This window comes from Janthinobacterium sp. 67 (assembly GCF_002797895.1).
Classification (GTDB): domain Bacteria; phylum Pseudomonadota; class Gammaproteobacteria; order Burkholderiales; family Burkholderiaceae_D; genus Janthinobacterium.
On record NZ_PGES01000001.1, the window covers coordinates 583852 to 603741 of the forward strand.

Consider the following 19890-nt stretch of genomic DNA (forward strand, 5'->3'; position numbering starts at 1 on the left):
TTATGACCTCGATACCTTTGTTCCCGCTCAATACGGTGCTGTATCCCGATGGCTATCTGCCCCTGCAGATCTTCGAGGTACGCTATCTGGACATGATACGCAAGTGCATCATGGGCGAGCAGCCGTTCGGCGTGGTGCAACTGCTGGACGGCACGGAAGTGCGCAAGCCGGGCCAGCTGGAAACCCTGGCGCCCGTGGGCACCCTGGCGCGCGTCGTTGACTGGGCCGCGCCCCTGTCGGGTTTGCTGCAAATCAAATGCATGGGCATGCAGCGCTTTCACATCGTTTCCAGCGAACAGATGAAGCACGGCCTGTGGATGGCGCAGATCGAAACCTTGCCGCCCGACAAAGCCATTCCCATCCCGCAAGAGCAGCAGAACGTGGCCGACGCGCTCGGCGCCCTGATCCGCACCTTGCAGGAGCAAAAGATCCCGCCCGAGCAAATGCCCTTGCAGCCACCGTTTCGCCTCGACGAGTGCGGCTGGGTGGCGAACCGCTGGTGCGAGCTGCTGTCCTTGAGCGCCATGCAAAAGCAATTGCTGCTGAGCCAGGACAATCCCGTGCTGCGATTGGAACTGGTGCAGGATATGCTCACGGAAAATGGTCTGCTCGAAGAGTAAAACATCCAGGGCCGCATGTTTTCTCATTGTTCCGTTGTGCAATTGCAATTTCTATTGAGAAATACTTTACGCTTTGCCGCCGCTGGCATAAGATAATGCCCCTGGGCAAGATTGCCCTGGGCAACATTCAAGAGCACACGACATGGCAAAAGTAAGCGCGGAACAGATCAATGCGGCAATGGAAGCGATGGCGGGCGAAGGCCAGGTCATCACGGTGCGCGCCTTGCGCGAACGGCTGGGCAACGGCGCCTGCCTGGGTACCATCAGCAAGCTCTTGCAGCGCCGCAAGGCCGGTGCGCAGCGCCAGATCGCGGCGGCCGCCGAACTGTCGCCCGTGTTGCAGCAAGCCATCCTCGATTATGTAGGACAGGAATTAAGCGCCAGCCACAGCGCGCATGAAGCCGAGATGAATGACAATCAACAGGAATTGATGGACCTGGCCAGCGAGAACGAGCGCCAGCAGGAAGTGCTTGACCTGCAGGCGGGCGAGCTGGAAACCTTGCGCGAGGAACTCGAGCGCGAGCGGCAAGTGGCGAACCAGGCCCGCACGGACCTGGCCAAGGCGCAGCTGCGCCTGGAAGGCTTGCCGCGCCTGGAAGAGGCGGCCGAGCAGGCACGCATGGACCTGGCCAAGGCGCAATTCAAGCTCGAAGGCATCCCCCGTCTGGAAGAGGCTGCCGAAGCGGCGCGCGCCGAACTGATCCAGGCCCAGCTGAAGCTGGAAAGCCTGACGCGCGTGGAAACGGAACTGGCCGCCGTGCGCCTGGAACTGGAAGCGGAACGCGAAGAGCTGGGCGAAACGCGCGCCGAGCTGGACGAGGAGCGCACCTTGCGCATCAAGGCGCAGCAGTTCATCGTCGATCCAATATTCAAGACGCCTGTTTGAAGTCGTTACGTTAGGGGGCTCTGTTAGCCGGCGCACGGAATCGTATTATCAGGCGCGGCAAAATAGTTCAGTGATCCGGGCGCGAAAGGGACAGGCATGGAAACGCTGATCGTCATGGGAGCTTCCGTGGGCGGCGTGAGCGCACTGTCGACCATCTTTGCCGCCTTGCCGGCGAATTTTCCCGCGGCGATACTGGCCGTCATGCACGTGGGGGCGCGCAACAGCGTGCTGCCCGAGATCCTCAGCAAAACCTCCGCCTTGCCCGTGCGCTTTGCCGAAGAGCGCGAACCCGTGCGCGCGGGGCGCATCCTGCTGGCGCCGCCGGACCGGCACATGCTCGTTGCCAATCTTGCCGGGCAGGCGATGGTCGAGCTGACCCGGGGACCGAAGGAAAACCACACGCGTCCCGCCATCGACCCCCTGTTTCGCAGCGCAGCCGCCGCTTTCGGACCGAAGGTGGTGGGCGTGATCCTCAGCGGCTACCTCGACGATGGCACGGCAGGCTTGCAAGCCATCAAGGCTTGCGGCGGCAGGGCGCTGGTGCAGGAACCGCAGGACGCGGTGGCGCCGTCGATGCCGCAAAGCGCGATCGATCATGCCGAGGTGGACTGGCGCCTGCCGTCCGCCGAGATCGGCCCGGCCCTGCTGGCGCTGGCCAGCGGCACGCCGGCAGCGGCCAGCGGGACGCAGTCCTTGCCGCCCCCGCCCCTGTGGGTCGCCGTGGAAAACCGTTTTGCCCGGGGAGTGGGGGATATGGAGCAACTGGAAAAAATTGCCACGCCATCGACGTTCACCTGTCCCGAATGCCAGGGCACCTTGTGGGAGCTGCATGGCCGGGAGCCGCAGCGTTTTCGCTGTCACACGGGCCACAGTTTCACGGCGCGGATGCTCGGCGAATTGCAGCATGAAAAGGCGGAAGACGCCATCTGGGCCGCCGTCAGGGCGCTGCAGGAGAAAGAAAAGCTGTACCTGAGCCTGGCAGCCAAGGCCCAGGCCTGGCTGCATCCGGGCACGGCCAGCGAGTATGCGGCCAAGGCGCGCCAGGCGGGCGAGCAGGCCGATGTGCTGAAACGGGCCTTGCTGGCTTAAAATAGCGCACGGTCGCGCCATGCCGCGCGACGCCTGATCGCAAAGAAAGTTTATGTCTGCAGAGAAAAAAGAGCCGCTTCCGCTTGCGGCAGCCCCCATATTGCCGCGCGCGCTGCCGCCCCGGCCGCCAGCAGAATTCAGTTCGCCCGAAGCGGCCCTGGCCCGCAAGCAGGCGCGCGAAGCCAAGGATGCGCAGGTGCGCGGCGTTACCTCTATCGACGCCATGCGCGAGGCCATCAAGCAGGCGGCGCGTGACTTGCCCACCATCACCGAGGTGCCGCGCCTGGCCATGCTGGACGCGGCCGCTTTCCGCGCCCGTGCCGCACTGGGCCTGCCCTTCCTGATGCGCGGGCTGGTGCGGCGCTGGCCCTTATCCAAGCTGGAGCCTGGCGTCTTGCGTGAACAGTTCAGCCACGTGCCCGTGCGGGCGCGGGTGGGCGACTACGTCAACACGGCCTTTGCGGCCGACCGCGCCATGCAGGATATGTCGATGGGGCAATACCTGGACCTGGTGGCGGAGGGCAAATACGCGCTGCCGCCTTACCTGGGCAACCTGGAATTGCGCGAACTGAACCGTTTGTGCCACTGGCCCACGTATTTCGACAAGATGGGCCCGCCACGTTTCTGGGTGGGGCCGGCCGGCACGGTCACGCCCTTGCATTGCGATTATGATGACAATATCTTCGCCCAGGTGTGGGGCCGCAAGCGCATCTTTTTGTCGCCGCCGCACCACGACGCTTTTCTTTATCCGAGCGAAGCGAACGCCATCCTGTTCGGCTCGCCGTTCGACCCGGAAGCGCCCGATTTTGAGCGTTTTCCCCTGGCACGCCAGGCCGCCATGATCGAATGCATCGTCGAGCCGGGCGACATGCTGTACGTGCCTGCCGGCTGGTACCACCAGGTGCGCGCGCTGACGTTTTCCCTTTCCTCGAACCGCTGGGCCAGGGCCGTGCCGCTGGCACTGCATGGGGAGATGGCGCTGGGGCTTACCGAGGCTTAATCCGATGGCACGATGGCCTTGCCGTCGGCGCGCAGGCGCCCGGGCCGCCATTCGCTGAGGATGCCCGCACAAATGATCAGTATCGCGCCCACAATGGCCAGGGCCGGCAGCCGTTCTCCGGCGATGCGCCCGATCACGCCCGCCCACACAGGCTCGCCCGCATAGATCAAGGTCGCCTTCGTGGCGGAGATGCGCTTTTGCGCCCAGTTCATCACATACTGGATCAGCGCGCTGGCGCAGCCCAGGGCCAGCACGCTGAGGATGAAGGTCTGGCTCAGGGCTGGCGGCGCTTCGCCCATGACGGGCATCAGCAGTACGGCGATCAATGATGCCGTGGCCAGTTGCACGATGGTCACGCGCAGGATGTGCAGCTGCGGCGAGACGCGGCTGATGAGGATGATTTCCAGGGCAATCGCGATGGCGCCCACGGCCGTGATCAGCTCGCCTTTGCCAAACACCATGTTTAGGCCGTCCGTGCCCGTGAGCAGCAGCAAGCCGGCGAACGCCAGCACGACGGCTGCCCACACGGCGGGATGGGGCCGCTGCTTGAAGACCAGCCATTGCACCAGCGGCACGATGGGCACATAGAAGGCCGTGATGAAGGCGGACTTGCTGCTGGAAATATGCATCAAGCCATAGGTTTGCAGCGCGTAGCCGCCAAAGATGCTCACGCCAATGGCCATGCCCGTCAGCAATTCGGCCTTGCTCAGATGGCGCAGCTGGCCCCGGCAAATCAGGGCGCCGATGCCGGCGGCCACGGCAAATCGGGCAGCCACGAAGGCCAGCGGGCCGCTGACCGTCACGGCATGTTGCACGACGAGAAACGTGCCGCCCCAGATGAAGGTGATGGCGATCAGGGCCAGTTCGGGCAGGCCGAAGGCGGGCGGGGGACTTGCATGTGTTTTCATGGGAGGCTATGCTATGAGCAAAATATTTCCCATCATCATAGGAGCAATATATTGCGCAGTCAAGCCGAGGCCGGTGGCGTACTGGCACACCTGGCCACCAATCTGCGGCGCTTGCGCCTTGCCGCCGGCTTCAGTCAGGAAGAACTGGCACGCAGGTCTGGCCTGAGCCGGCGCATGGTCAATGGCGTCGAAGCGGGCAGCACCAACATCAGCCTGGCCAACCTCGACCATGTGGCGGCCGCCTTGAACGTGGCCTTTGTCGACCTCGTGCAGCCGCCGCAGCAAGCGCACGACAGCCTGCGCGTGCTGATGTGGCAAAGTGCGACGCAGGCCAGCCAGGCCGTGCTGCTGGGCGCGGCGCCCGCCAGCCGGCAGGTGGAACTGTGGTCGTGGACCCTGGCGCCAGGCGAGCGCTACGATGCGCAAGCTGATCCGGCCGGCTTCAGCGAAATGCTCTACGTGCTGGAAGGGACGCTGCAGCTCGTGCTGGCGGCGGAAACCAGGCAGTTGGCCACGGGCGAATTTTTTGTGTTCAGCAGCGCGCAAGCGTATGCCTACGTGAATGCGGGTGCATCCACTTTGCGCTTTACGCGCAATGTAGTCATGTAATGAAGATTTATTTAAAAATTTGCAAGTAGCGGTTTGGGTGTGAAACTTAGTGCTATTAATATTGTTAAAGATATCGGAAGGTTCTAATTTCAGATAGTGTATTGGCAACATGAATTAACCAGAATTACCTGTTTTTTGGCATTGCTCGCTATTATGTATAGCCAATAAGTGTCAAATTTTATCTTTTTCTAAATCTGAAATTTCATCGTAATTGTATTTATTTTTCAGATGGTGAAATGACTGAAAATAGCTTACCCAGCCGCGTAATTTTGTTAGGTCTGCCGGATCTAATAAATCACGCCTGTATCTGTCTATCATAGAGCGGATTAATCGCCTTTGCTCTCTTGGGGGTTGGACGATTTCGTTTACTACGAGGCCAGTGACCGCTTGTCGGCCACCTCGACTTTGAATCCGAGTTTTACTTGATTTTAATTTTAATCCATATCGATTTAATAAATTCGTTGCACGTTCGAGGCAATTGTTAACAGTCACTCGATCTGTGCCGCTAATCGTCATGTCATCGGCATATCGAGTATAGGTGCAGCCCAGTCGCGCGCACCAAGCGGAAATGCTTTGATCAAATCTGAATAGATAAGAATTTGAAATTATAGGACTTGTCGGCGCCCCTTGGGGAAGTGTGTTATCCAAAGTGGCAAGTTTTGAAATTATTCTCGCGAGTGCGGCTGTGTATCCAGCCCGAACAATTAAAGATTGAACTCCTTGTTGAGTTATGGAGCCAAAGAAATTTTCTATATCAATAGTAGCAACAAAATTCTTTCCAATGTGCGGCGTGGCATTGTCGATAATTGATACGCCGGGAAGAAAGGAGTAGCAAGATTGATGTATGGGTAGTCGAAATAAAATGTAGTCTTTTATCCAGTATTGCAAGATCTTTAAAAACAATCTAGGGGATGCAATATTTCTATGGCTGCCATCTGCTTTGGGAATCTGAAATTTTCGGTAATGTTTTTCAGGAGTCTTTGCAATAGACGTAAGTAGCCTCGCACTAACTCCGATTCCTAGTGCCAGTTCCTTTGCATTTATTGGGTAAGGATTTCCCGCTGCCTCACTACGATGCTGTGCAGAAAATGTAAAAAATGTCAAAGTGTTTGGAGGGGGGGGTGTAGGGGTACCAATAGCAGAACCAGATCCGATAGGAATCTGCTCAAAGATCCGTGGCCAGCGAAAACGTTCGCGGCCGCGCTCGCCGCGGTTAGAACTTTTCGTTGGCCGCGGAACCTCTTGTATATCTTTACCACTGTGCTGACTGATCGACGAAACATCGATCAACTTCTGCGAACGCGGTACCCCTACATGGTGAATTCTAGATTGCCAGCATTTTTTTAGCAAGAACAATCTCATCCTATCCCGGCGGCGGCGCATTTCTTTTGGAATGCTAACGTCCCCTGCATAGGTTAAACTAAACCAATTATGTCGCGTACTGACTGACCTTAATAATCCACGTTTAGTATAGTGCTGGCATTGTTGTTCTATGCCTTCTAATGTCCCTGGTGGCACTGTGCCGCGCGTGACATACTCGATAAATTGGACTATTTCTAAGGGGGACGTTGGTTGGATAACGCCAACTGCCCACAGTAGTAGAGATTCGTTAATTCTAGGTAAACTCATGGGGAATCAGAATAATTCATGGTGTTTTTACTATCGGAGAATGTTTCGCAAAAATAAAAAATGTTGAACGATTTCATCAATTTCTTTTTTTGTTGGTACGATGCCGATTTCAGTATTTATAACTCTCCCTAACGTGGATGCTGCTTTGATCGCGCCATCTTCAAAATAGGGTTCGCCGGAAACTAATGAGCTGTCAGAAACTACTACTATATCTTTTCGGAATGTTTTTCGAGTTAGAGCAGTACTTGTTAAATGTGTTAATTGACTTAGGGTTGTGTGATCGCAGGCCAATATTAAAAGTGCATGACAACTCTTATCGCCCAAATGCCGCTGTTCTGCGGTATAAATTAATTCGTGCTGTTCTCGTTCTACGGCATTTCCTGCTCGAATTATTTCGAAGCCTTTTGCACAAAGTTCATTGGATAGTGAGTCAGAAAAGTCTTCCCAAGCGTGCCTATGTTTAATTGTTGATGGAATGCAAAATAAAATTTTGTATTTCCGATCAGCTGTTAATCTTTCTAATTCAGCTGCGAATGCCTCAGCGTCTGGGGCTAGAATTACATGATTATTGTTGCCATCTATAGTGACATTTACAATTGATCCTCCGGCGGCCATTTGTTGAGACATTGCTATGCACTTTATCTAATATTAATGTTATTGCCATTGCCTTTAACTGTCGCATTTTTAATGTCTCTAGCAGCACTTTGATTATTCAGGATATTTTTTTTAAGTTGGACGGAGTTTTTGCGAATTTTTACAATGACGCCAATTCCTATAAATGCAATAATTGTTCCTGATAGAATTGCCTCAAGTGTGTGGCTGATCAACCACTCGATTACAGAATTTAACATAGGTTTCCTCGAATTTTCAGCTATAGTATGTTTGAAATCATAACCTAACTTAAGGTGTGCGGCTGAAATAAATTTTGCCGAAGATCGTAGTGTTACCCATCTATGATGGTGCTTGAGACTACGTAGAATGAGGTACGGAGACCAAAGCTCTAGGCACGTACATTTGCCAATCCTAGACGACGCGGCTAATGCTACTTTACGTGTAGTGCTATTTTATCTTTAACTTGAAATTCAACCACATGTATCGATGTATTTCCGAAAAATACATCTGTTAAAAAACTTACTTAGTGATCGATTTCGTGGGATTGAGAGCTAGGGCCGACCGCACCCCACCAGCAACAGCATCGGCCGCTCGCGCTCTTCGGCCAGGGCCGGCTGCTGCACCACCTGTGCATCGGTCGGTCCCCATTCTTCCACGTGGTCCAGCTGGAAACCGGCGCGTAGCAAAGCATTCAAGGTTGTGCCGAGGGTGCGGTGCTGCTTGATCACGCCTGGCGCCAGCCAGTCCGACATGCGCGGGCCTTGCTGCTGGTAGCTGTCAACGGGCCAGGTCTTGCGGCCCTGCGCATCCGTCAGCCAGCCGGGCTGGCGCGGCGCCATGAAGATCGGGTGCTCGATGGAAAACACCAGCTTGCCGCCAGGCTTCAAGCCGTGGCGGATGGCGGCCAGCAGGGTGTCGAAACCTTCGATGTAGTGGAACGCCAGCGAACTGTAGACGAGGTCGTAGCTGGCTGGCGGCAAGGCCAGTTGTTCCAGATCAAGCCGCGCATAGCTGACCGTCGGGTGTTCTCCCATGGCGCTTGCCTGCGCCAGCATCTTTTTCGACACGTCCACGCCCAGCACGCGCGCCGCGCCAGCCTCGGCAGCCCAGCGGCAGAACCAGCCATAGCCGCAGCCCAGGTCCAGCACGCTTTTTCCTTGCAACTCGGGCAGCAGGGCGCGCAGGGCTGGCCATTCTGGGGCGCTGTCGAGACCGCCGATGGAGCGCGGCAGCTGGCTGTAGGCGGTGAAGAAGCTGTCGTTATCGTAGATATTCTGTGTCATGCGTCGATGTCCTTGCGGGGCATGCGCTTGGCATGGCCGCCCCGTTGCGCCCGGTAAATGCCCGCGTGGCCGGAAAACAGATAGGCCACGACGCAGGCGAGGGCCGCGTACACGCCGATCTCGGTGCCGAACAGTTCCATCGCCATCAGGGTAGAGGCGATCGGCGTGTTGGCGGCGCCCGCAAAGACGGCAACGAAGCCGATGGCGGCCAGCAGGGTAACGGGCTGGTGCAGTAGCGGCCCCAGCGCATTGCCCAGGGTCGCGCCGATGAAGAACAAGGGCGTCACTTCGCCGCCTTTGAAACCCGTGCCCAGCGAGACGATGGTAAACGCCATCTTGCCGAGGAAATCCCAGGCGGGCAGCGTTTCCTTCAGCGCGTCGGCGATGGTGGGGATGCCCAGGCCGATATACTTGTCCGTGCCGATCAGCCACACGGCAATGGCAACGACGAGGCCGCCCACGAGCGGGCGCAGCGGGGCGTAGCCGATCCAGCGCTTCATCAGGCCGCTCAAGCCGTGCGTGGCTTGCGCAAACACTTTGCCCGTCACGCCGAACAGCACGCCGGCGATCACCATGGCGCACAAGGTCCAGGCGGAGAGGGCGGGGATCAACGGCACGGCGTAATGCGTATGGTGAATGTTCAATAATGGCGCCCACAGCAAGCCCACCTGGTCGGCGATGACGGCGGCCAGCAGGCAGGGCAGCATGGCTTCGTAGCGCAGGCGGCCGATGGCCAGCACTTCCAGGCCGAAGATGGCGCCCGCCAGCGGCGTGCCGAAGACGGAGGCAAAGCCGGCGCTGATGCCGGCCATCAGGATGATGCGGCGGTCTTCGTTGTTCAGGCGGAACAGGCGCGTGAGTTGGTCGGCCAGCGCACCGCCCATCTGCACGGCCGTGCCTTCGCGTCCAACCGAGGCGCCGAACAGATGCGAGATGACGGTGCCGCCCAGCACCAGCGGCGCCATGCGCAGCGGGATGATTTTTTTCGGGTCGTGAATTTCATCGATCAGCAAGTTCGCACCGCCTTCGACGCCGCCGCCGTAGCGCAGATACAGCCAGCCGACGGCAAAGCCGGCCACGGGCAGCAGCCAGATCAGCCAGGCGTGCGCCATCCGCGTGCGCGTCGCCCAGTCGAGGGCAAACAGGAAGAGTGCCGAGGCCGTGCCGGCCAGCACGGCCACGACAAAGGCCAGCAGCAGCCATTTCAACAGATGCTTTAGTAGATCGGTGAGGGCGCTAAGACGCTGCATCGTGCATCCAGTCAAGGCTGATGGGTGGGAGTTTCCTACAGGCCCAGTTCCGCCACCAGCGTCTGGCCGATGGCGCGCTGCTCATCCAGAATCGCGCGCAGGTGGTGGGGGCGCGTCTTGACGTTGGTCATGACCACGCGCAGCACGTTGGTCGGGCCAGGGTAGCGCGTCGATTCCAGTACCGTGCGCGAGACGAAGCTGTGGCCTTGCGCCTTTTGCCGGTTTTGCAGCTTGGCGTTCAAGGTGTTCAGCTGCTTGTTCAGTTCGGTGGCAGCGTCCACCTGGTCGCCGGCCAGCAAGGCCTCCATGCGCTGGCGCAAGTGCGCGGGCACGTAGCGGTAGGTGAGAATGAAGGTATCGGAGCGCGTGACCAGTTCGAAATCCCGCTGGTCTGCCAGCAAGTCTTGCAACTGGCCGGACAGGGTGGCCGCCTGCTGCAGCAAGGTCGTGTAGCCGGACACACCGAGCACCTTGAACGAGGTCCACAGTTTCAAGGCGTCGAAGCGGCGCGAGCCCTCCAGCGAGGTCTGGCCCAGGTCGCCCGAGTTGTCGCGCAGGATGTAGTTGGCGTTGTGTTTCAACAGGTTCAGGCTGGCACTGTCCTTGAACAGCACCATGCTTTGCGCCATCGGCACCCATAGCAGCTTGTGTCCGTCGATGACGACGGAGTCGGCCAGGGCGATGCCGTCGTACAGGGGCCGGTACTGTTCCGCGATCAAGAGCGCGCCGCCCCAGGCCGCATCGACGTGGAACCAGATGGATTCGCGCGCGGCGATGGCGGCCATGGCGGCCAGCGGGTCGATGGCGCCCGTCTCCGTCGTGCCGGCGATGCCGATCATGGCGACGACCTTGATACTGCGCAGTTTCAAATCGGCGATCGTGTCTTCCAGCGCGGCCACGTCGATGCGGTTGTCGCGGTCGACGGCCACCAGGTGCAGCGCGTTTTCGCCAAGTCCCAACGTCGCCAGTGCTTTCTTGACGGAATAATGGCTGCGCGCCGAGCCGATCACGGCCAGCCCCGCGTAGCCCGACTCCTGCATGGCGGTGAACAGGCCCCGCTTGCGCGTGCCCGGCAATTGGCTTTCCAGCGCCACGGCCAGCGCCGTCAAGTTGCCCATGGTGCCGCCATTGACGACATTGCCCAGCGCGCCGCTGGTGACGGCCATGGCCTGCGTGTAGACGCTATCTGCCTGCTGGTAGACCTGACGGTGCAGCCAGCCGAGGATCTGTTTTTCGATCAGGGTCGACACGTACGCCGTCTCGATCTTGACCTGGTTCTGGTTCAGGGTGGCCGTAAACGCTTCGGCCAGCACGCTGATCCACGGCAAGGCCTGCGTCATGTGGCCGATGTATTGCGGGTGGTTCAGCTGGGCCGTATTGGCCAGCACGGTGGTGTCGAGTTCTTGCAGGAAATCTGCCACGGCCATGCCGTGTGCGGGCAGGCTGGTGTCGGACAGTTGCGTCAGCAGTTCCGCATACGGCGTGTGCGGATAGGCCGTGTCGCGTTCGGCGGCCAGCCAGCCGCCCAGCATGCGCAGCGCCTGCCGCAGGGGCGCGGGTGCCTGTTGCAGCGCATCGATGGAAAAATGCTGCTGCAGCAGCTGTTCGATAGCGGAGTCGGTCATTGGCTATGTTTCAATTATGGTGACCCTAATAAAAGTACTGGGGTCGGACCCTGAGGGTCCGACCCCGGACTTTGTTGTTGGGTTAGGCAAAAAAATGGCCCGGCGGAGACGGGATTCTACCCGACTCCGCCTGAGCGCATCAGTTTGCTGACTGTCTGTGATCAGAAGTAGTTGAGACCCAGCGCCGACTTGACTTCATCGGCCGTGCGGGCCGCCACTTCGCGTGCCTTGAACGTGCCTTCTTTCAGCATCTGGATGACTTGCCCCTTGTCCTTGGCGAACTCTTCGCGGCGGGCGCGGATCGGCGCCAGCATTTCCTGCAAGACCACGTCCAGGCGCTTCTTGACGATGCTGTCGCCCAGGCCGCCACGCACGTAATGGGCTTTCATGTCGGCCAGCGCCGCTTTTTCCGGGTCGAACGCGTCCAGGTAGGTAAACGCGATATTGCCTTCCAGGTGGCCAGGGTCTTCCACGCGCAGGTGCAGCGGGTCGGTATAGACTTTTTTCACGGCGGCCGTGATTTCGGCCGGGGTCGCGCCCAGGTTGATGGTGTTGCCCAGCGACTTGCTCATCTTCGCCTTGCCGTCGATGCCGGGTAGGCGGCCGATATCGGGCACCAGCGCCTTGCATTCCATCAGCACTTCGCGGTTGTACATGCGGTTGAAGCGGCGCACGATTTCATTCGTTTGCTCGATCATCGGGATCTGGTCTTCGCCCACGGGCACCACGCCCGCCTTGAAGGCCGTGATGTCGGCCGCCTGGCTGGCCGGGTAGGTCAAAAAGCCGGCCGGAATGTCGCGCTCGAAGCCGCGCAAACGGATTTCTTCCTTGACGGTGGGGTTGCGCTCGAGGCGCGCCACGGTGACGATGTTCAGGTAGTAAAACGTCAGCTCGGCCAGTTCCGGGATTTGCGACTGGATGAACACGGTAGTCTTGCTTGGGTCAATGCCGACGGCCAGGTAGTCGAGCGCCACTTCGACGACGTTGCGGTGCACCTTGTCGATGTCGTCCATATTGTCCGTCAGCGCCTGCGCGTCGGCCAGCATGATGAATTGCTTGTAGCTGTTCTGGTAGCTGACGCGGTCGCGCAGGCTGCCCACGTAGTGGCCCAGGTGCAAGGGGCCGGTAGGGCGGTCGCCCGTCAGGATCACGGATTGCGAAGCGATGGCGGCGGGCGACAGCGGTGCTGCCGGTGCGTCATTCTGGTCTTGGGTATCTGGGGTGTTAGGCAAGCTCATCAAGTTTCCTTTTGAGCCGCCTGCATCGGGGATGATCCAGGCTGAGCCTGTTACGCCACCGATCGAGGCGGCGTGGATCAAATTCACATCACTATAGAGTGGCCGCGCGGAAGTGAGCGGGACCACCAATTCAAGCAGGCGTGTTGTGACGGGATAAATTTCATGGCGTTATGGTTGCAGTTCGTGCGCGTTCTGTCAAGTTGCGCCCGGATTTATCTGCTGCGCTGCGTCAGAAGCTTGCCTATTGCGGAACTTGCTTTCCGGGTACTATTGCCGTTCGGCCACTTTTGCGTGGCATGAATCATTGGAGAACAGTATGCGCGTGTCGTCCCCCGTCCGGCTCACCGGCCTGGCCCTGGTTATAAGCTCCCTCTTTGCTGCGCCCGCGATGGCGCAAACGCCGAAAACGCCGCCCATGACGCCCGACATCGGCGCCAGGCTGGTGATGCCCGACGTCAATGATTACGTCAAGCGCGTGGTGATGATCCCCATGCGCGACGGCGTCAAGCTGTACACGGTCATCGTCGTGCCGAAAGACGCCAAACGGGCGCCCATCATGCTCACGCGCACGCCGTACAACGCGGCCCGCCGCGCCCAGCGCGCCACCAGCGCCAGCATGCTGGCCACCTTGCCGCAAGGCGACGACACCCTGGTGGAAAACGGCTACATCCGCGTGTTCCAGGACGTGCGCGGCAAGCATGGCTCCGAAGGCGATTACGTGATGACGCGCCCCGTGCGCGGCCCGCTCAACAATACCAAGGTCGATAACGTCACCGATGCGTGGGACACCATCGACTGGCTGTCGAAGAATATTCCGGAAAGCAACGGCAAGGTGGGCATGCTCGGCTCCTCGTACGAAGGGCATACGGTGCTGATGGCCCTGGTCGACCCGCATCCGGCGCTGAAGGTGGCCATTCCCATGAGCGCCATGGTCGATGGCTGGCGCGGCGACGACTGGTTCCACAACGGCGCCTTCCGCATGCCGAGTCTGTCTTACCTGGCGTGGCAGACGAGCGTGCGCGGCAGCGCCGAATCGCCCGTGCTGGGCGTCTACGACGATTACGAGGCATATTTGCGCATCGGCTCGGCGGGCGATTTTGCGAAGAAATTCGGCATCGACAAGCTGACGTACACGAAAAAACTGTTCGAGCACCCGGCCTACGACAGCTACTGGCAGGAACAGGCGCTGGATAAAATCCTGGCGAAACGCCCGCTGATCGTACCCACCATGCACGTGGTGGGCCAGTGGGACCAGGAAGACATCTACGGTCCCTACGCCAGCTATACGGCGATGGAAGGGCGCGACAAGCACAACAACCTCAATTACCTGGCCATCGGCCCGTGGCGCCACAGCGGCGTCAATTATGAAGGCTCAAGCCTGGGCGCACTGAAGTTTGACGGCGATACGGCGCGCCAGTTCCGTGAAAAAGTCATGCAGCCATTCCTCAATCAATACCTGAAGGATGATGCGCCGGAAGCGAACACGGCGCCCGTCGTGTCCTACCAGAGCGGCACGAACCAGTGGCAGCGCCTGCAGCAGTGGCCGCTGGCTTGCGAGACGTGCGACACCAGGCTGACGCCGATCTACCTGCAGGACGGCTCCCGGCTGGGCTTTGCGGCGCCAGCGGGCGCTGCGGATGCGGCCGAAGGCGCCTTCGATGAATACGTGGCCGATCCGGCGAAACCCGTGCCTTTCGTGCCCCGTCCCGTGCGTCTTGGCGATGGCGACCAGTGGAAGCCATGGCTGGTCAGCGACCAGCGCGGCTATGCCGACCGCACGGACGTACTCAGCTATGTTTCCGAACCGTTGAAAACGGCCGTGCGCATCGCCGGCGCGCCGATGGTCAACCTGTTCGCCGCCACCAGCGGCACGGATGCCGACTGGGTCGTGAAACTGATCGACGTGTATCCGGACGAAGTGCCGTCGCAGCCGGCCATGGGCGGCTATCAATTGGGCGTGGCGATGGATATCTTCCGTGGCCGCTACCGCGACAGCTTCGAGCACCCGACGGCCATTCCAGCCGGCAAGGTGGAGCGCTACCGCTTCGCTTTGCCGAACGCGAATCACGTCTTCCTGCCCGGCCACCGCATCGCCGTGCAAGTGCAGTCGAGCTGGTTCCCGCTGTACGACCGCAACCCGCAAACCTTTGTGCCGAACATCTTCCTGGCCCAGCCTGGCGATTATAAAAAGGCGACGCAGCGCGTGTACCACGCGGCAGGTGCCGCCAGCGCCATCGAGTTGCCGATTGCGCCGCTCGACGCCCGCTAGCCGGCGCGCATGAGCACAGCTCCCACCGCGACCAGGGCGATGGCCAGGTAGCGGCGGGGGCTGATTTTTTCGCGCAGGAACAATGCCGCGATGGCGATGGCGAACAAAATCGACGTTTCGCGCAGGGCCGCGATGGCGGCCACGGGCGCCTGCGTCATGGCCCACAGGGCCAGGCCGTACGAAGCGAGCGTGCCGAAACCGCCAAAGGCGGCCAAACGCCATTGCGTTTGCGCATAGGCAAGCAAGTCGGCGGGGCGGCGCAACGCCGTCCACAGCAGCAGCCCGCTTCCGTTCAAGACAAAAATCCACATCGTGTAGGCGGCCGGCGCGCCGGACAGGCGCACGCCGATGCCGTCGATCAGGGTATAGCTGGCGATGACGCAGGCGTTGCCCAGCGCAAAGGCCGTGGCGCGCCCCGTGTTGTTCGCGGTGCCCGTGGCGGGCCGGCGCGCGGCGAGATACAGGCCAAGGATGCCCGCGCAGATGCAGGCGACAGCGCCCGTCTGCATGGCGGACAGGCGTTCGCCGATCAGCGGCCAACTGGCCAGCGCCACGATCAGAGGCGCGCTGCCGCGCATCAGGGGATAGGCATGGCTCATGTCGCCGGCCTTGTAGGCGGCAGCCAGCAGGGAATAATACGCCAGCTGCGCCACGGCCGAGGCGGCCAGCCAGGGCCAGCTGGCGGGCGCGGGAGCATCGACGAAGGGCAGCACGGCCAGCGAGATCAGGGCCGCGCCGACGGAGACGAGCACCGTGCTGAGAAAGGTATCCTTGCCCGACTTGACGATGGCATTCCAGCTCGCGTGCAGCAGCGCGGCAAACAGGACGACGGCGACGACGAAACCGGACATGCGGGCCTTAGCGGGGGCGTATGCTCTGGGACAACAGTTCCTGGCGGTGATGACGCTGGAAACCCTCCATCAGGGTGCCCGAGCGGCCCGCTTTTTCCAGCAGTTCGCGCAGGATGGCCTGGTCTTCCGCCGTCAGCGACTTGCGCGACAGGTAGGCGCCGCTCATGCCCCACGGCAATTCCGGCAAGGCTTCCAGGCGCAATCGGTCGGCCAGGCCATACACGCGCGCATCGTTTTGCGCCGCGCCGGCCAGGATGGTGGGACTCATGATGGTGGCGTCGATGAAGCCGCTTTGCATCAGGCGCGCCACGGAGAGCGCATCGACTTCGTAGAACAGGCGTCCCTGGCTGCTCAGCTCCTTCGCCAGCGCCTGGTAGGGCACGCCATAGTCGTAGCCGCGCACGAGGGCCACGCGCAATTCGCGCCGCTCGATCAGTTCCTGCATGGTGTTGATGGGCGCGCGCGCGCCTTGCAGCGAGATCAGCAGGGGACGATTGCCCATCAGGGGGATGAACAGGCCATGCTGGTCGCGGCGCGGCGTGCTGCTGGCCGGGATCAGCATATCGGCCTTGCCCGCCTCGAACATCGCTTCCAGGCGCGCACGGGGCACGGCCGTGAAGACGAAGTTGCAGCCGAGCTTGGCACCCATGCTGCGCAGCAAGTCGGGATAGATGCCGCCGATGCTGGCACCATTGATCACCACGCTGGCGCCGATGGCGGAGACGGGCACCTGGATGTCGCGCGAGCATTGCGCGCCGGCCAGCGACGGCAGCGCCAGCGCCAGCACGGCCATGGTTCGGCGCCAGGCGCTGGAATAAAAGTCAGTCATACCCATCCTTGCTTGCCATCGAATGCCGGGCATCGGTAACGCCCCGCTGATTATCCCATTCTCGCCTATTTATTTCTCAAATGCAATATTATGCCGGCGCCTACTTTGTGGTGGAAACCATCAGTCTTGCCTGGCGTTGCGCCTTGAAGTAGCGCCAGGCCACCACGATACCCAGGGTTTGCATGATGGCGCACAGGTAGAACGTGCTGCCGATGCGCCAGTCCTGCGGCGGCAAATGGCTCACTTCGCCAAGGATCAGGCTGCCCAGCAAAGGCATGATGATGATGCCCAGGCTGCTGATCGATTGCAGGGAACCCATCAGTTCGCCCTGTTCGCTGGCGTTCGATGACTTCGAGATGATGCCTTGCAGGGCCGGGCCGGCGGCAAAGGCCAGCAGGTTGCACAGGATCAGCGCATACATCATCCAGCCCTGTGTCGCCATGCCGTACAGCAGGTAGGTGAGGGCGCCCGACGCCATGCCCAGCAGGGACAAGCGCACTTCGCCAAAGCGCTTGATGAGTATGCCCAGCAAACCCGCCTGCACGACGGCCGCGCACAGGCCCACGCAGAACAGGGCGATGCCGTTCTGGCGCGGCGTCCAGTCGAAGCGGAAGTGCGTGTACAGCACCCACGTGGTGTTGAGCATCATTTGCGCGAACGTCATCAGGCCGAAGGCCAGCACGAGGCCGCGAATTTCCACGCGGCGCACCAGTTTGAGCAGGGCGGCAAACGGATTGATGCGCGCGAGGGTGAAGGGCGGGCGCGCACCCGGCTGCAGCGATTCGGGCACGAAGAAATAGCCATAGATGAAGTTGGCCGCCGACAGGCCCGCCGCCACGTAGAACGGCAGGTGCAGATTGACTTCGCCCAGCAGGCCGCCCAGCATGGGGCCGCAAATGAAGCCCAGGCCGAAGGCGGCGCCGATCTTGCCGAAGCTCTTGGCGCGGTTGTCGTGCGTGGAAATGTCGGAGGCGTAGGCGGACGCGACCGACATGCTGGCCGACGAGACGCCGCCGATGATGCGGCCGATGAACAGGCAGGCCAGGTTCGGCGCCCAGCCCGTGGCGAGAAAGTTGACGCCCATGCCGGCCATCGAGTACAGCAGCACGGGGCGGCGTCCCACGCGGTCGCTGATGGCGCCCAGCATGGGCATGAAGATGAATTGCAGCAAGCCGAAGACGGCCGCCATGATGCCGTACCAGAACGCTTGCGCATCCTTGCCGCTGACAAAGTCGCCGATCAGGATGGGCAGCACGGGCACGACCAGGCCGATGCCCAGCATGTCGATGAAGACGCAGACGAGGATGAAATTGAGATTGCCGGCGCGCGCTGGCGCGGCGGCTGACGGGGAATGGCTGTCGGGGCTGGTTTTATCGGACATGCATGCTTTCGGCGCGTTGGTGTTGCGCCGGCGCCTTGCAGTTTTCTGCTGGCGCGCGGCGCGATAGCTGAGGCTTGCATTATAGACAGCATGCACGCTGCTGGCTATCGCCACCCAAGTTATGCGCTCATTCCCCATTCGCCCGCAAAGGCGGCGCGGAAATTTGTCAGCACGGCCAGCCGCTGTTCGGCCAGCGCGCGGCCGGCCGCCGTCTGCATCTTGCCGGGCAGCTTGTCGAGCTTGGTGACGATATGGTCGAGCGCATAGGCCTTGTCGTCGAGCGGGCGATGCACGGCCAGCGGATCGCTGCCATGCGCGAGCGCGCTGTCCATGCGCGCGGCCGTATAGAACAGGCGCGCCAGTCCCACGGCGCCCAGTGCGTCGATGCGGTCCGCATCCTGCACGATTTGCGCTTCGATCGTGTGCGGCGGCAAGTCGGCGGAAAAACTGTGCGTCTCGATGGCGTGGACCACGCCGGCCAATTTTTCCGCCGGGAAATCCAGTTCCGCCAGCTGGCGGCAAGCCAGCGCCGCCGCCTGGCGCGAGGCCAGATGGCGCTCGGGATGATTTTTCGGCAAGTTGACCAGGTCGTGCAGGTAGCAGGCGGCCATCACGGTCAGGGCGTCGGCCTGCGCATGTTCCTGCAGCAGGACACTGGCGTTGCGCCAGACGCGGTGCAGGTGATTGATGTCGTGGGCGCTGTCATCGCCCAGGCCGGCCGTGGCCAGCGCCAGCAGGCGTGGTTGCCATTGGGGAAGCAAAGAGTGCATGGTTCGAGTCGTAAAAAGCAGGGGCCGCCAGTGTGGCATAAAACGCCGCTGCGCGCGGCGTGGAGTCCGCATTGCGGCGTGCCGTATTTGCCACATAAGTTGTATTTTTGAAAAGTGTCAACCAGTCGGTCGCTCTTTTTTAGTGCATGTAAAATTTACATGGGGTAACATTGCCGCACGGAAATTGGAAGCATAAGCTAATTGCGAGAAAGTATTTGCAAAAACATACAAGTGAAAGCGATTCCCTCATGGCTTTCACATCCAAGGCTTGCGTGCAGCGTGCCTTTGCATGCGCCCCAGGCGAGTTAACGAAAGGATCATCATGAACACCAATTCCAGCGACACTGGCGCAACCGTTGCCAAGGCTGCCGAATACCTGGCCTTTACCCTGGGCCAGGAAGAATATGGCATCGACATCCAGAAAGTCAGCGAAATCCGCAGTTATGAAACGCCGACCCGCATCGCCAACGCCCCCGAGTTCGTCAAGGGCGTGGTCAACCTGCGCGGCATCATCGTGCCGATCGTTGACATGCGCATCAAGTTCAACCTGGGCACGCCCAGCTATGACCAGTTCACCGTCGTCATCATCCTCAACATCGGCAACCGCGTCGTCGGCATGGTCGTCGACCGCGTTTCCGACGTCACCACCCTGATGCCCGAACAGATCAAGCCGGCGCCGGACATGGGCCGTTCGATCAACACGGAATACGTGATCGGCCTGGGCACCATCGACGAGCGCATGCTGATCCTGGTCGATATCGACCAGCTGATGTCCAGCGCCGACATGGGCTTGATCGAAAAACTAGCCGCTTGATTTTCCCCCGCCGCTCATGTTGACTGGATTTGTCGAAAACAATTGACTCTCGACATTGCTTGGTTTTTCTGCAAGGCGCACGCTAGCGCCTTTCCTGGCGCACGGTTCAGCCGAACCGTGCGCCAGTTTCACTTTGGTTTCACTTTTCATGCCCGTCTTGATAGCGCAGCCACTGAGCGTTCCAAGGGATGCCACCAGCCGTTCGGCGCGCTGCATCAGGGCTTTTT

At 60.4% G+C, this 19890-nt stretch carries 20 protein-coding genes; 7 read left to right on the forward strand and 13 right to left on the reverse strand.

The genetic code is table 11. From position 1 onward, the window contains the following. The first annotated feature begins 2 nt into the window (after nucleotides 1-2). The 4 genes from CLU90_RS02665 to CLU90_RS02680 all read left to right on the forward strand — a co-directional run bounded on the left by CLU90_RS02665 (nucleotide 3) and on the right by CLU90_RS02680 (nucleotide 3595). Entirely contained in the window at nucleotides 3-620 is a 618-nt protein-coding gene (locus CLU90_RS02665) for an LON peptidase substrate-binding domain-containing protein (protein ID WP_092715629.1), read from the forward strand. A 142-nt stretch (nucleotides 621-762) separates the two neighbouring features. Next, nucleotides 763-1506: a DNA-binding protein gene (locus CLU90_RS02670; RefSeq protein WP_092715627.1), complete on the forward strand. Its 744-nt coding sequence runs from the start codon at nucleotides 763-765 to the stop codon at nucleotides 1504-1506. A gap of 96 nt (nucleotides 1507-1602) precedes the next feature. Further along, complete coding sequence (locus tag CLU90_RS02675) at nucleotides 1603-2595, forward strand: chemotaxis protein CheB (protein WP_100427115.1); 993 nt, start codon at nucleotides 1603-1605, stop codon at nucleotides 2593-2595. A gap of 52 nt (nucleotides 2596-2647) precedes the next feature. Next, a complete protein-coding gene (locus tag CLU90_RS02680) occupies nucleotides 2648-3595 on the forward strand; it encodes a cupin-like domain-containing protein (RefSeq protein WP_100427116.1) in 948 nt (315 codons plus the stop codon). Here the strand turns inward: CLU90_RS02680 and CLU90_RS02685 are convergent. Further along, a complete protein-coding gene (locus CLU90_RS02685) occupies nucleotides 3592-4503 on the reverse strand; it encodes a DMT family transporter (protein ID WP_100427117.1) in 912 nt (303 codons plus the stop codon). The genes CLU90_RS02680 and CLU90_RS02685 overlap by 4 nt on opposite strands. Before the next feature lie 51 nt (nucleotides 4504-4554). Between CLU90_RS02685 and CLU90_RS02690 the strand changes: the two genes are divergently transcribed. Continuing rightward, entirely contained in the window at nucleotides 4555-5112 is a 558-nt protein-coding gene (locus tag CLU90_RS02690; protein WP_198511131.1) for a helix-turn-helix domain-containing protein, read from the forward strand. Between the two features lie 171 nt (nucleotides 5113-5283). On the opposite strand, the gene CLU90_RS02695 is transcribed toward CLU90_RS02690, so the two are convergent. The 7 genes from CLU90_RS02695 to trpS form a co-directional block, all read right to left on the reverse strand. Continuing rightward, nucleotides 5284-6741, reverse strand: a complete 1458-nt coding sequence (locus tag CLU90_RS02695) for a retron St85 family RNA-directed DNA polymerase (RefSeq protein WP_100427119.1) — start codon at nucleotides 6739-6741, stop codon at nucleotides 5284-5286. A 30-nt stretch (nucleotides 6742-6771) separates the two neighbouring features. Beyond that, nucleotides 6772-7368: a hypothetical protein gene (locus tag CLU90_RS29050; protein ID WP_157808713.1), complete on the reverse strand. Its 597-nt coding sequence runs from the start codon at nucleotides 7366-7368 to the stop codon at nucleotides 6772-6774. An 11-nt stretch (nucleotides 7369-7379) separates the two neighbouring features. Further along, nucleotides 7380-7592 carry a hypothetical protein gene (locus CLU90_RS29055; protein WP_157808714.1) on the reverse strand — a complete coding sequence of 71 codons (213 nt, stop codon included), beginning with the start codon at nucleotides 7590-7592 and terminating at the stop codon, nucleotides 7380-7382. Nucleotides 7593-7904: 312 nt separating this feature from the next. Then, nucleotides 7905-8636 carry a class I SAM-dependent methyltransferase gene (locus CLU90_RS02700; RefSeq protein ID WP_100427120.1) on the reverse strand — a complete coding sequence of 244 codons (732 nt, stop codon included), beginning with the start codon at nucleotides 8634-8636 and terminating at the stop codon, nucleotides 7905-7907. Then, the gene (locus CLU90_RS02705; RefSeq protein WP_100427121.1) at nucleotides 8633-9886 is read right to left on the reverse strand and encodes a voltage-gated chloride channel family protein; all 1254 of its coding nucleotides are present in this window, start codon (nucleotides 9884-9886) and stop codon (nucleotides 8633-8635) included. The genes CLU90_RS02700 and CLU90_RS02705 overlap by 4 nt, the downstream gene beginning before the upstream one ends. Before the next feature lie 35 nt (nucleotides 9887-9921). Further along, complete coding sequence (locus CLU90_RS02710; RefSeq protein WP_100427122.1) at nucleotides 9922-11511, reverse strand: pyridoxal-dependent decarboxylase; 1590 nt, start codon at nucleotides 11509-11511, stop codon at nucleotides 9922-9924. 161 nt (nucleotides 11512-11672) lie between these two features. Beyond that, the gene (trpS, locus tag CLU90_RS02715) at nucleotides 11673-12749 is read right to left on the reverse strand and encodes a tryptophan--tRNA ligase (protein WP_198511132.1); all 1077 of its coding nucleotides are present in this window, start codon (nucleotides 12747-12749) and stop codon (nucleotides 11673-11675) included. Between the two features lie 316 nt (nucleotides 12750-13065). Here trpS and CLU90_RS02720 point away from each other — a divergent pair, with 316 nt between their 5' ends. Further along, nucleotides 13066-15018 carry a CocE/NonD family hydrolase gene (locus CLU90_RS02720; RefSeq protein WP_100427123.1) on the forward strand — a complete coding sequence of 651 codons (1953 nt, stop codon included), beginning with the start codon at nucleotides 13066-13068 and terminating at the stop codon, nucleotides 15016-15018. On the opposite strand, the gene CLU90_RS02725 is transcribed toward CLU90_RS02720, so the two are convergent. From CLU90_RS02725 to CLU90_RS02740, 4 genes are all read right to left on the reverse strand, one after another. Further along, on the reverse strand, nucleotides 15015-15869 hold the full coding sequence (locus CLU90_RS02725) for a DMT family transporter (RefSeq protein ID WP_092715611.1): 855 nt from the start codon (nucleotides 15867-15869) through the stop codon (nucleotides 15015-15017). The two genes, CLU90_RS02720 and CLU90_RS02725, sit on opposite strands and share 4 nt — an antisense overlap. 7 nt (nucleotides 15870-15876) lie before the next feature. Further along, on the reverse strand, nucleotides 15877-16698 hold the full coding sequence (locus CLU90_RS02730; protein WP_100429359.1) for a substrate-binding periplasmic protein: 822 nt from the start codon (nucleotides 16696-16698) through the stop codon (nucleotides 15877-15879). Between the two features lie 100 nt (nucleotides 16699-16798). Continuing rightward, nucleotides 16799-18079, reverse strand: a complete 1281-nt coding sequence (locus CLU90_RS02735; protein ID WP_100427124.1) for a TCR/Tet family MFS transporter — start codon at nucleotides 18077-18079, stop codon at nucleotides 16799-16801. Nucleotides 18080-18198: 119 nt separating this feature from the next. Next, nucleotides 18199-18849, reverse strand: coding sequence for an HD domain-containing protein (locus CLU90_RS02740; RefSeq protein ID WP_100427125.1), 651 nt, complete (start codon nucleotides 18847-18849; stop codon nucleotides 18199-18201). Between the two features lie 322 nt (nucleotides 18850-19171). Here CLU90_RS02740 and CLU90_RS02745 point away from each other — a divergent pair, with 322 nt between their 5' ends. Then, nucleotides 19172-19663: a chemotaxis protein CheW gene (locus tag CLU90_RS02745; RefSeq protein WP_034752308.1), complete on the forward strand. Its 492-nt coding sequence runs from the start codon at nucleotides 19172-19174 to the stop codon at nucleotides 19661-19663. Here CLU90_RS02745 and CLU90_RS29060 read toward each other — a convergent pair. After that, on the reverse strand, nucleotides 19652-19879 hold the full coding sequence (locus CLU90_RS29060) for a hypothetical protein (protein WP_157808715.1): 228 nt from the start codon (nucleotides 19877-19879) through the stop codon (nucleotides 19652-19654). The two genes, CLU90_RS02745 and CLU90_RS29060, sit on opposite strands and share 12 nt — an antisense overlap. Nucleotides 19880-19890 lie beyond the last annotated feature (11 nt).

Excerpts from the sequence above, each read along its gene's own strand:
- CLU90_RS02665 (WP_092715629.1), top strand. The coding sequence starts at position 3 with ATGACCTCGATACCTTTGTTCCCGCTCAATACGGTGCTGTATCCCGAT.
- CLU90_RS02670 (WP_092715627.1), top strand. The coding sequence starts at position 763 with ATGGCAAAAGTAAGCGCGGAACAGATCAATGCGGCAATGGAAGCGATG.
- CLU90_RS02675 (WP_100427115.1), top strand. The coding sequence starts at position 1,603 with ATGGAAACGCTGATCGTCATGGGAGCTTCCGTGGGCGGCGTGAGCGCA.
- CLU90_RS02680 (WP_100427116.1), top strand. The coding sequence starts at position 2,648 with ATGTCTGCAGAGAAAAAAGAGCCGCTTCCGCTTGCGGCAGCCCCCATA.
- CLU90_RS02685 (WP_100427117.1), bottom strand. The coding sequence starts at position 4,503 with ATGAAAACACATGCAAGTCCCCCGCCCGCCTTCGGCCTGCCCGAACTG.
- CLU90_RS02695 (WP_100427119.1), bottom strand. The coding sequence starts at position 6,741 with ATGAGTTTACCTAGAATTAACGAATCTCTACTACTGTGGGCAGTTGGC.
- CLU90_RS29050 (WP_157808713.1), bottom strand. The coding sequence starts at position 7,368 with ATGTCTCAACAAATGGCCGCCGGAGGATCAATTGTAAATGTCACTATA.
- CLU90_RS29055 (WP_157808714.1), bottom strand. The coding sequence starts at position 7,592 with ATGTTAAATTCTGTAATCGAGTGGTTGATCAGCCACACACTTGAGGCA.
- CLU90_RS02700 (WP_100427120.1), bottom strand. The coding sequence starts at position 8,636 with ATGACACAGAATATCTACGATAACGACAGCTTCTTCACCGCCTACAGC.
- CLU90_RS02705 (WP_100427121.1), bottom strand. The coding sequence starts at position 9,886 with ATGCAGCGTCTTAGCGCCCTCACCGATCTACTAAAGCATCTGTTGAAA.
- CLU90_RS02710 (WP_100427122.1), bottom strand. The coding sequence starts at position 11,511 with ATGACCGACTCCGCTATCGAACAGCTGCTGCAGCAGCATTTTTCCATC.
- trpS (WP_198511132.1), bottom strand. The coding sequence starts at position 12,749 with ATGAGCTTGCCTAACACCCCAGATACCCAAGACCAGAATGACGCACCG.
- CLU90_RS02720 (WP_100427123.1), top strand. The coding sequence starts at position 13,066 with ATGCGCGTGTCGTCCCCCGTCCGGCTCACCGGCCTGGCCCTGGTTATA.
- CLU90_RS02725 (WP_092715611.1), bottom strand. The coding sequence starts at position 15,869 with ATGTCCGGTTTCGTCGTCGCCGTCGTCCTGTTTGCCGCGCTGCTGCAC.
- CLU90_RS02730 (WP_100429359.1), bottom strand. The coding sequence starts at position 16,698 with ATGACTGACTTTTATTCCAGCGCCTGGCGCCGAACCATGGCCGTGCTG.
- CLU90_RS02735 (WP_100427124.1), bottom strand. The coding sequence starts at position 18,079 with ATGTCCGATAAAACCAGCCCCGACAGCCATTCCCCGTCAGCCGCCGCG.
- CLU90_RS02740 (WP_100427125.1), bottom strand. The coding sequence starts at position 18,849 with ATGCACTCTTTGCTTCCCCAATGGCAACCACGCCTGCTGGCGCTGGCC.
- CLU90_RS02745 (WP_034752308.1), top strand. The coding sequence starts at position 19,172 with ATGAACACCAATTCCAGCGACACTGGCGCAACCGTTGCCAAGGCTGCC.
- CLU90_RS29060 (WP_157808715.1), bottom strand. The coding sequence starts at position 19,879 with ATGCAGCGCGCCGAACGGCTGGTGGCATCCCTTGGAACGCTCAGTGGC.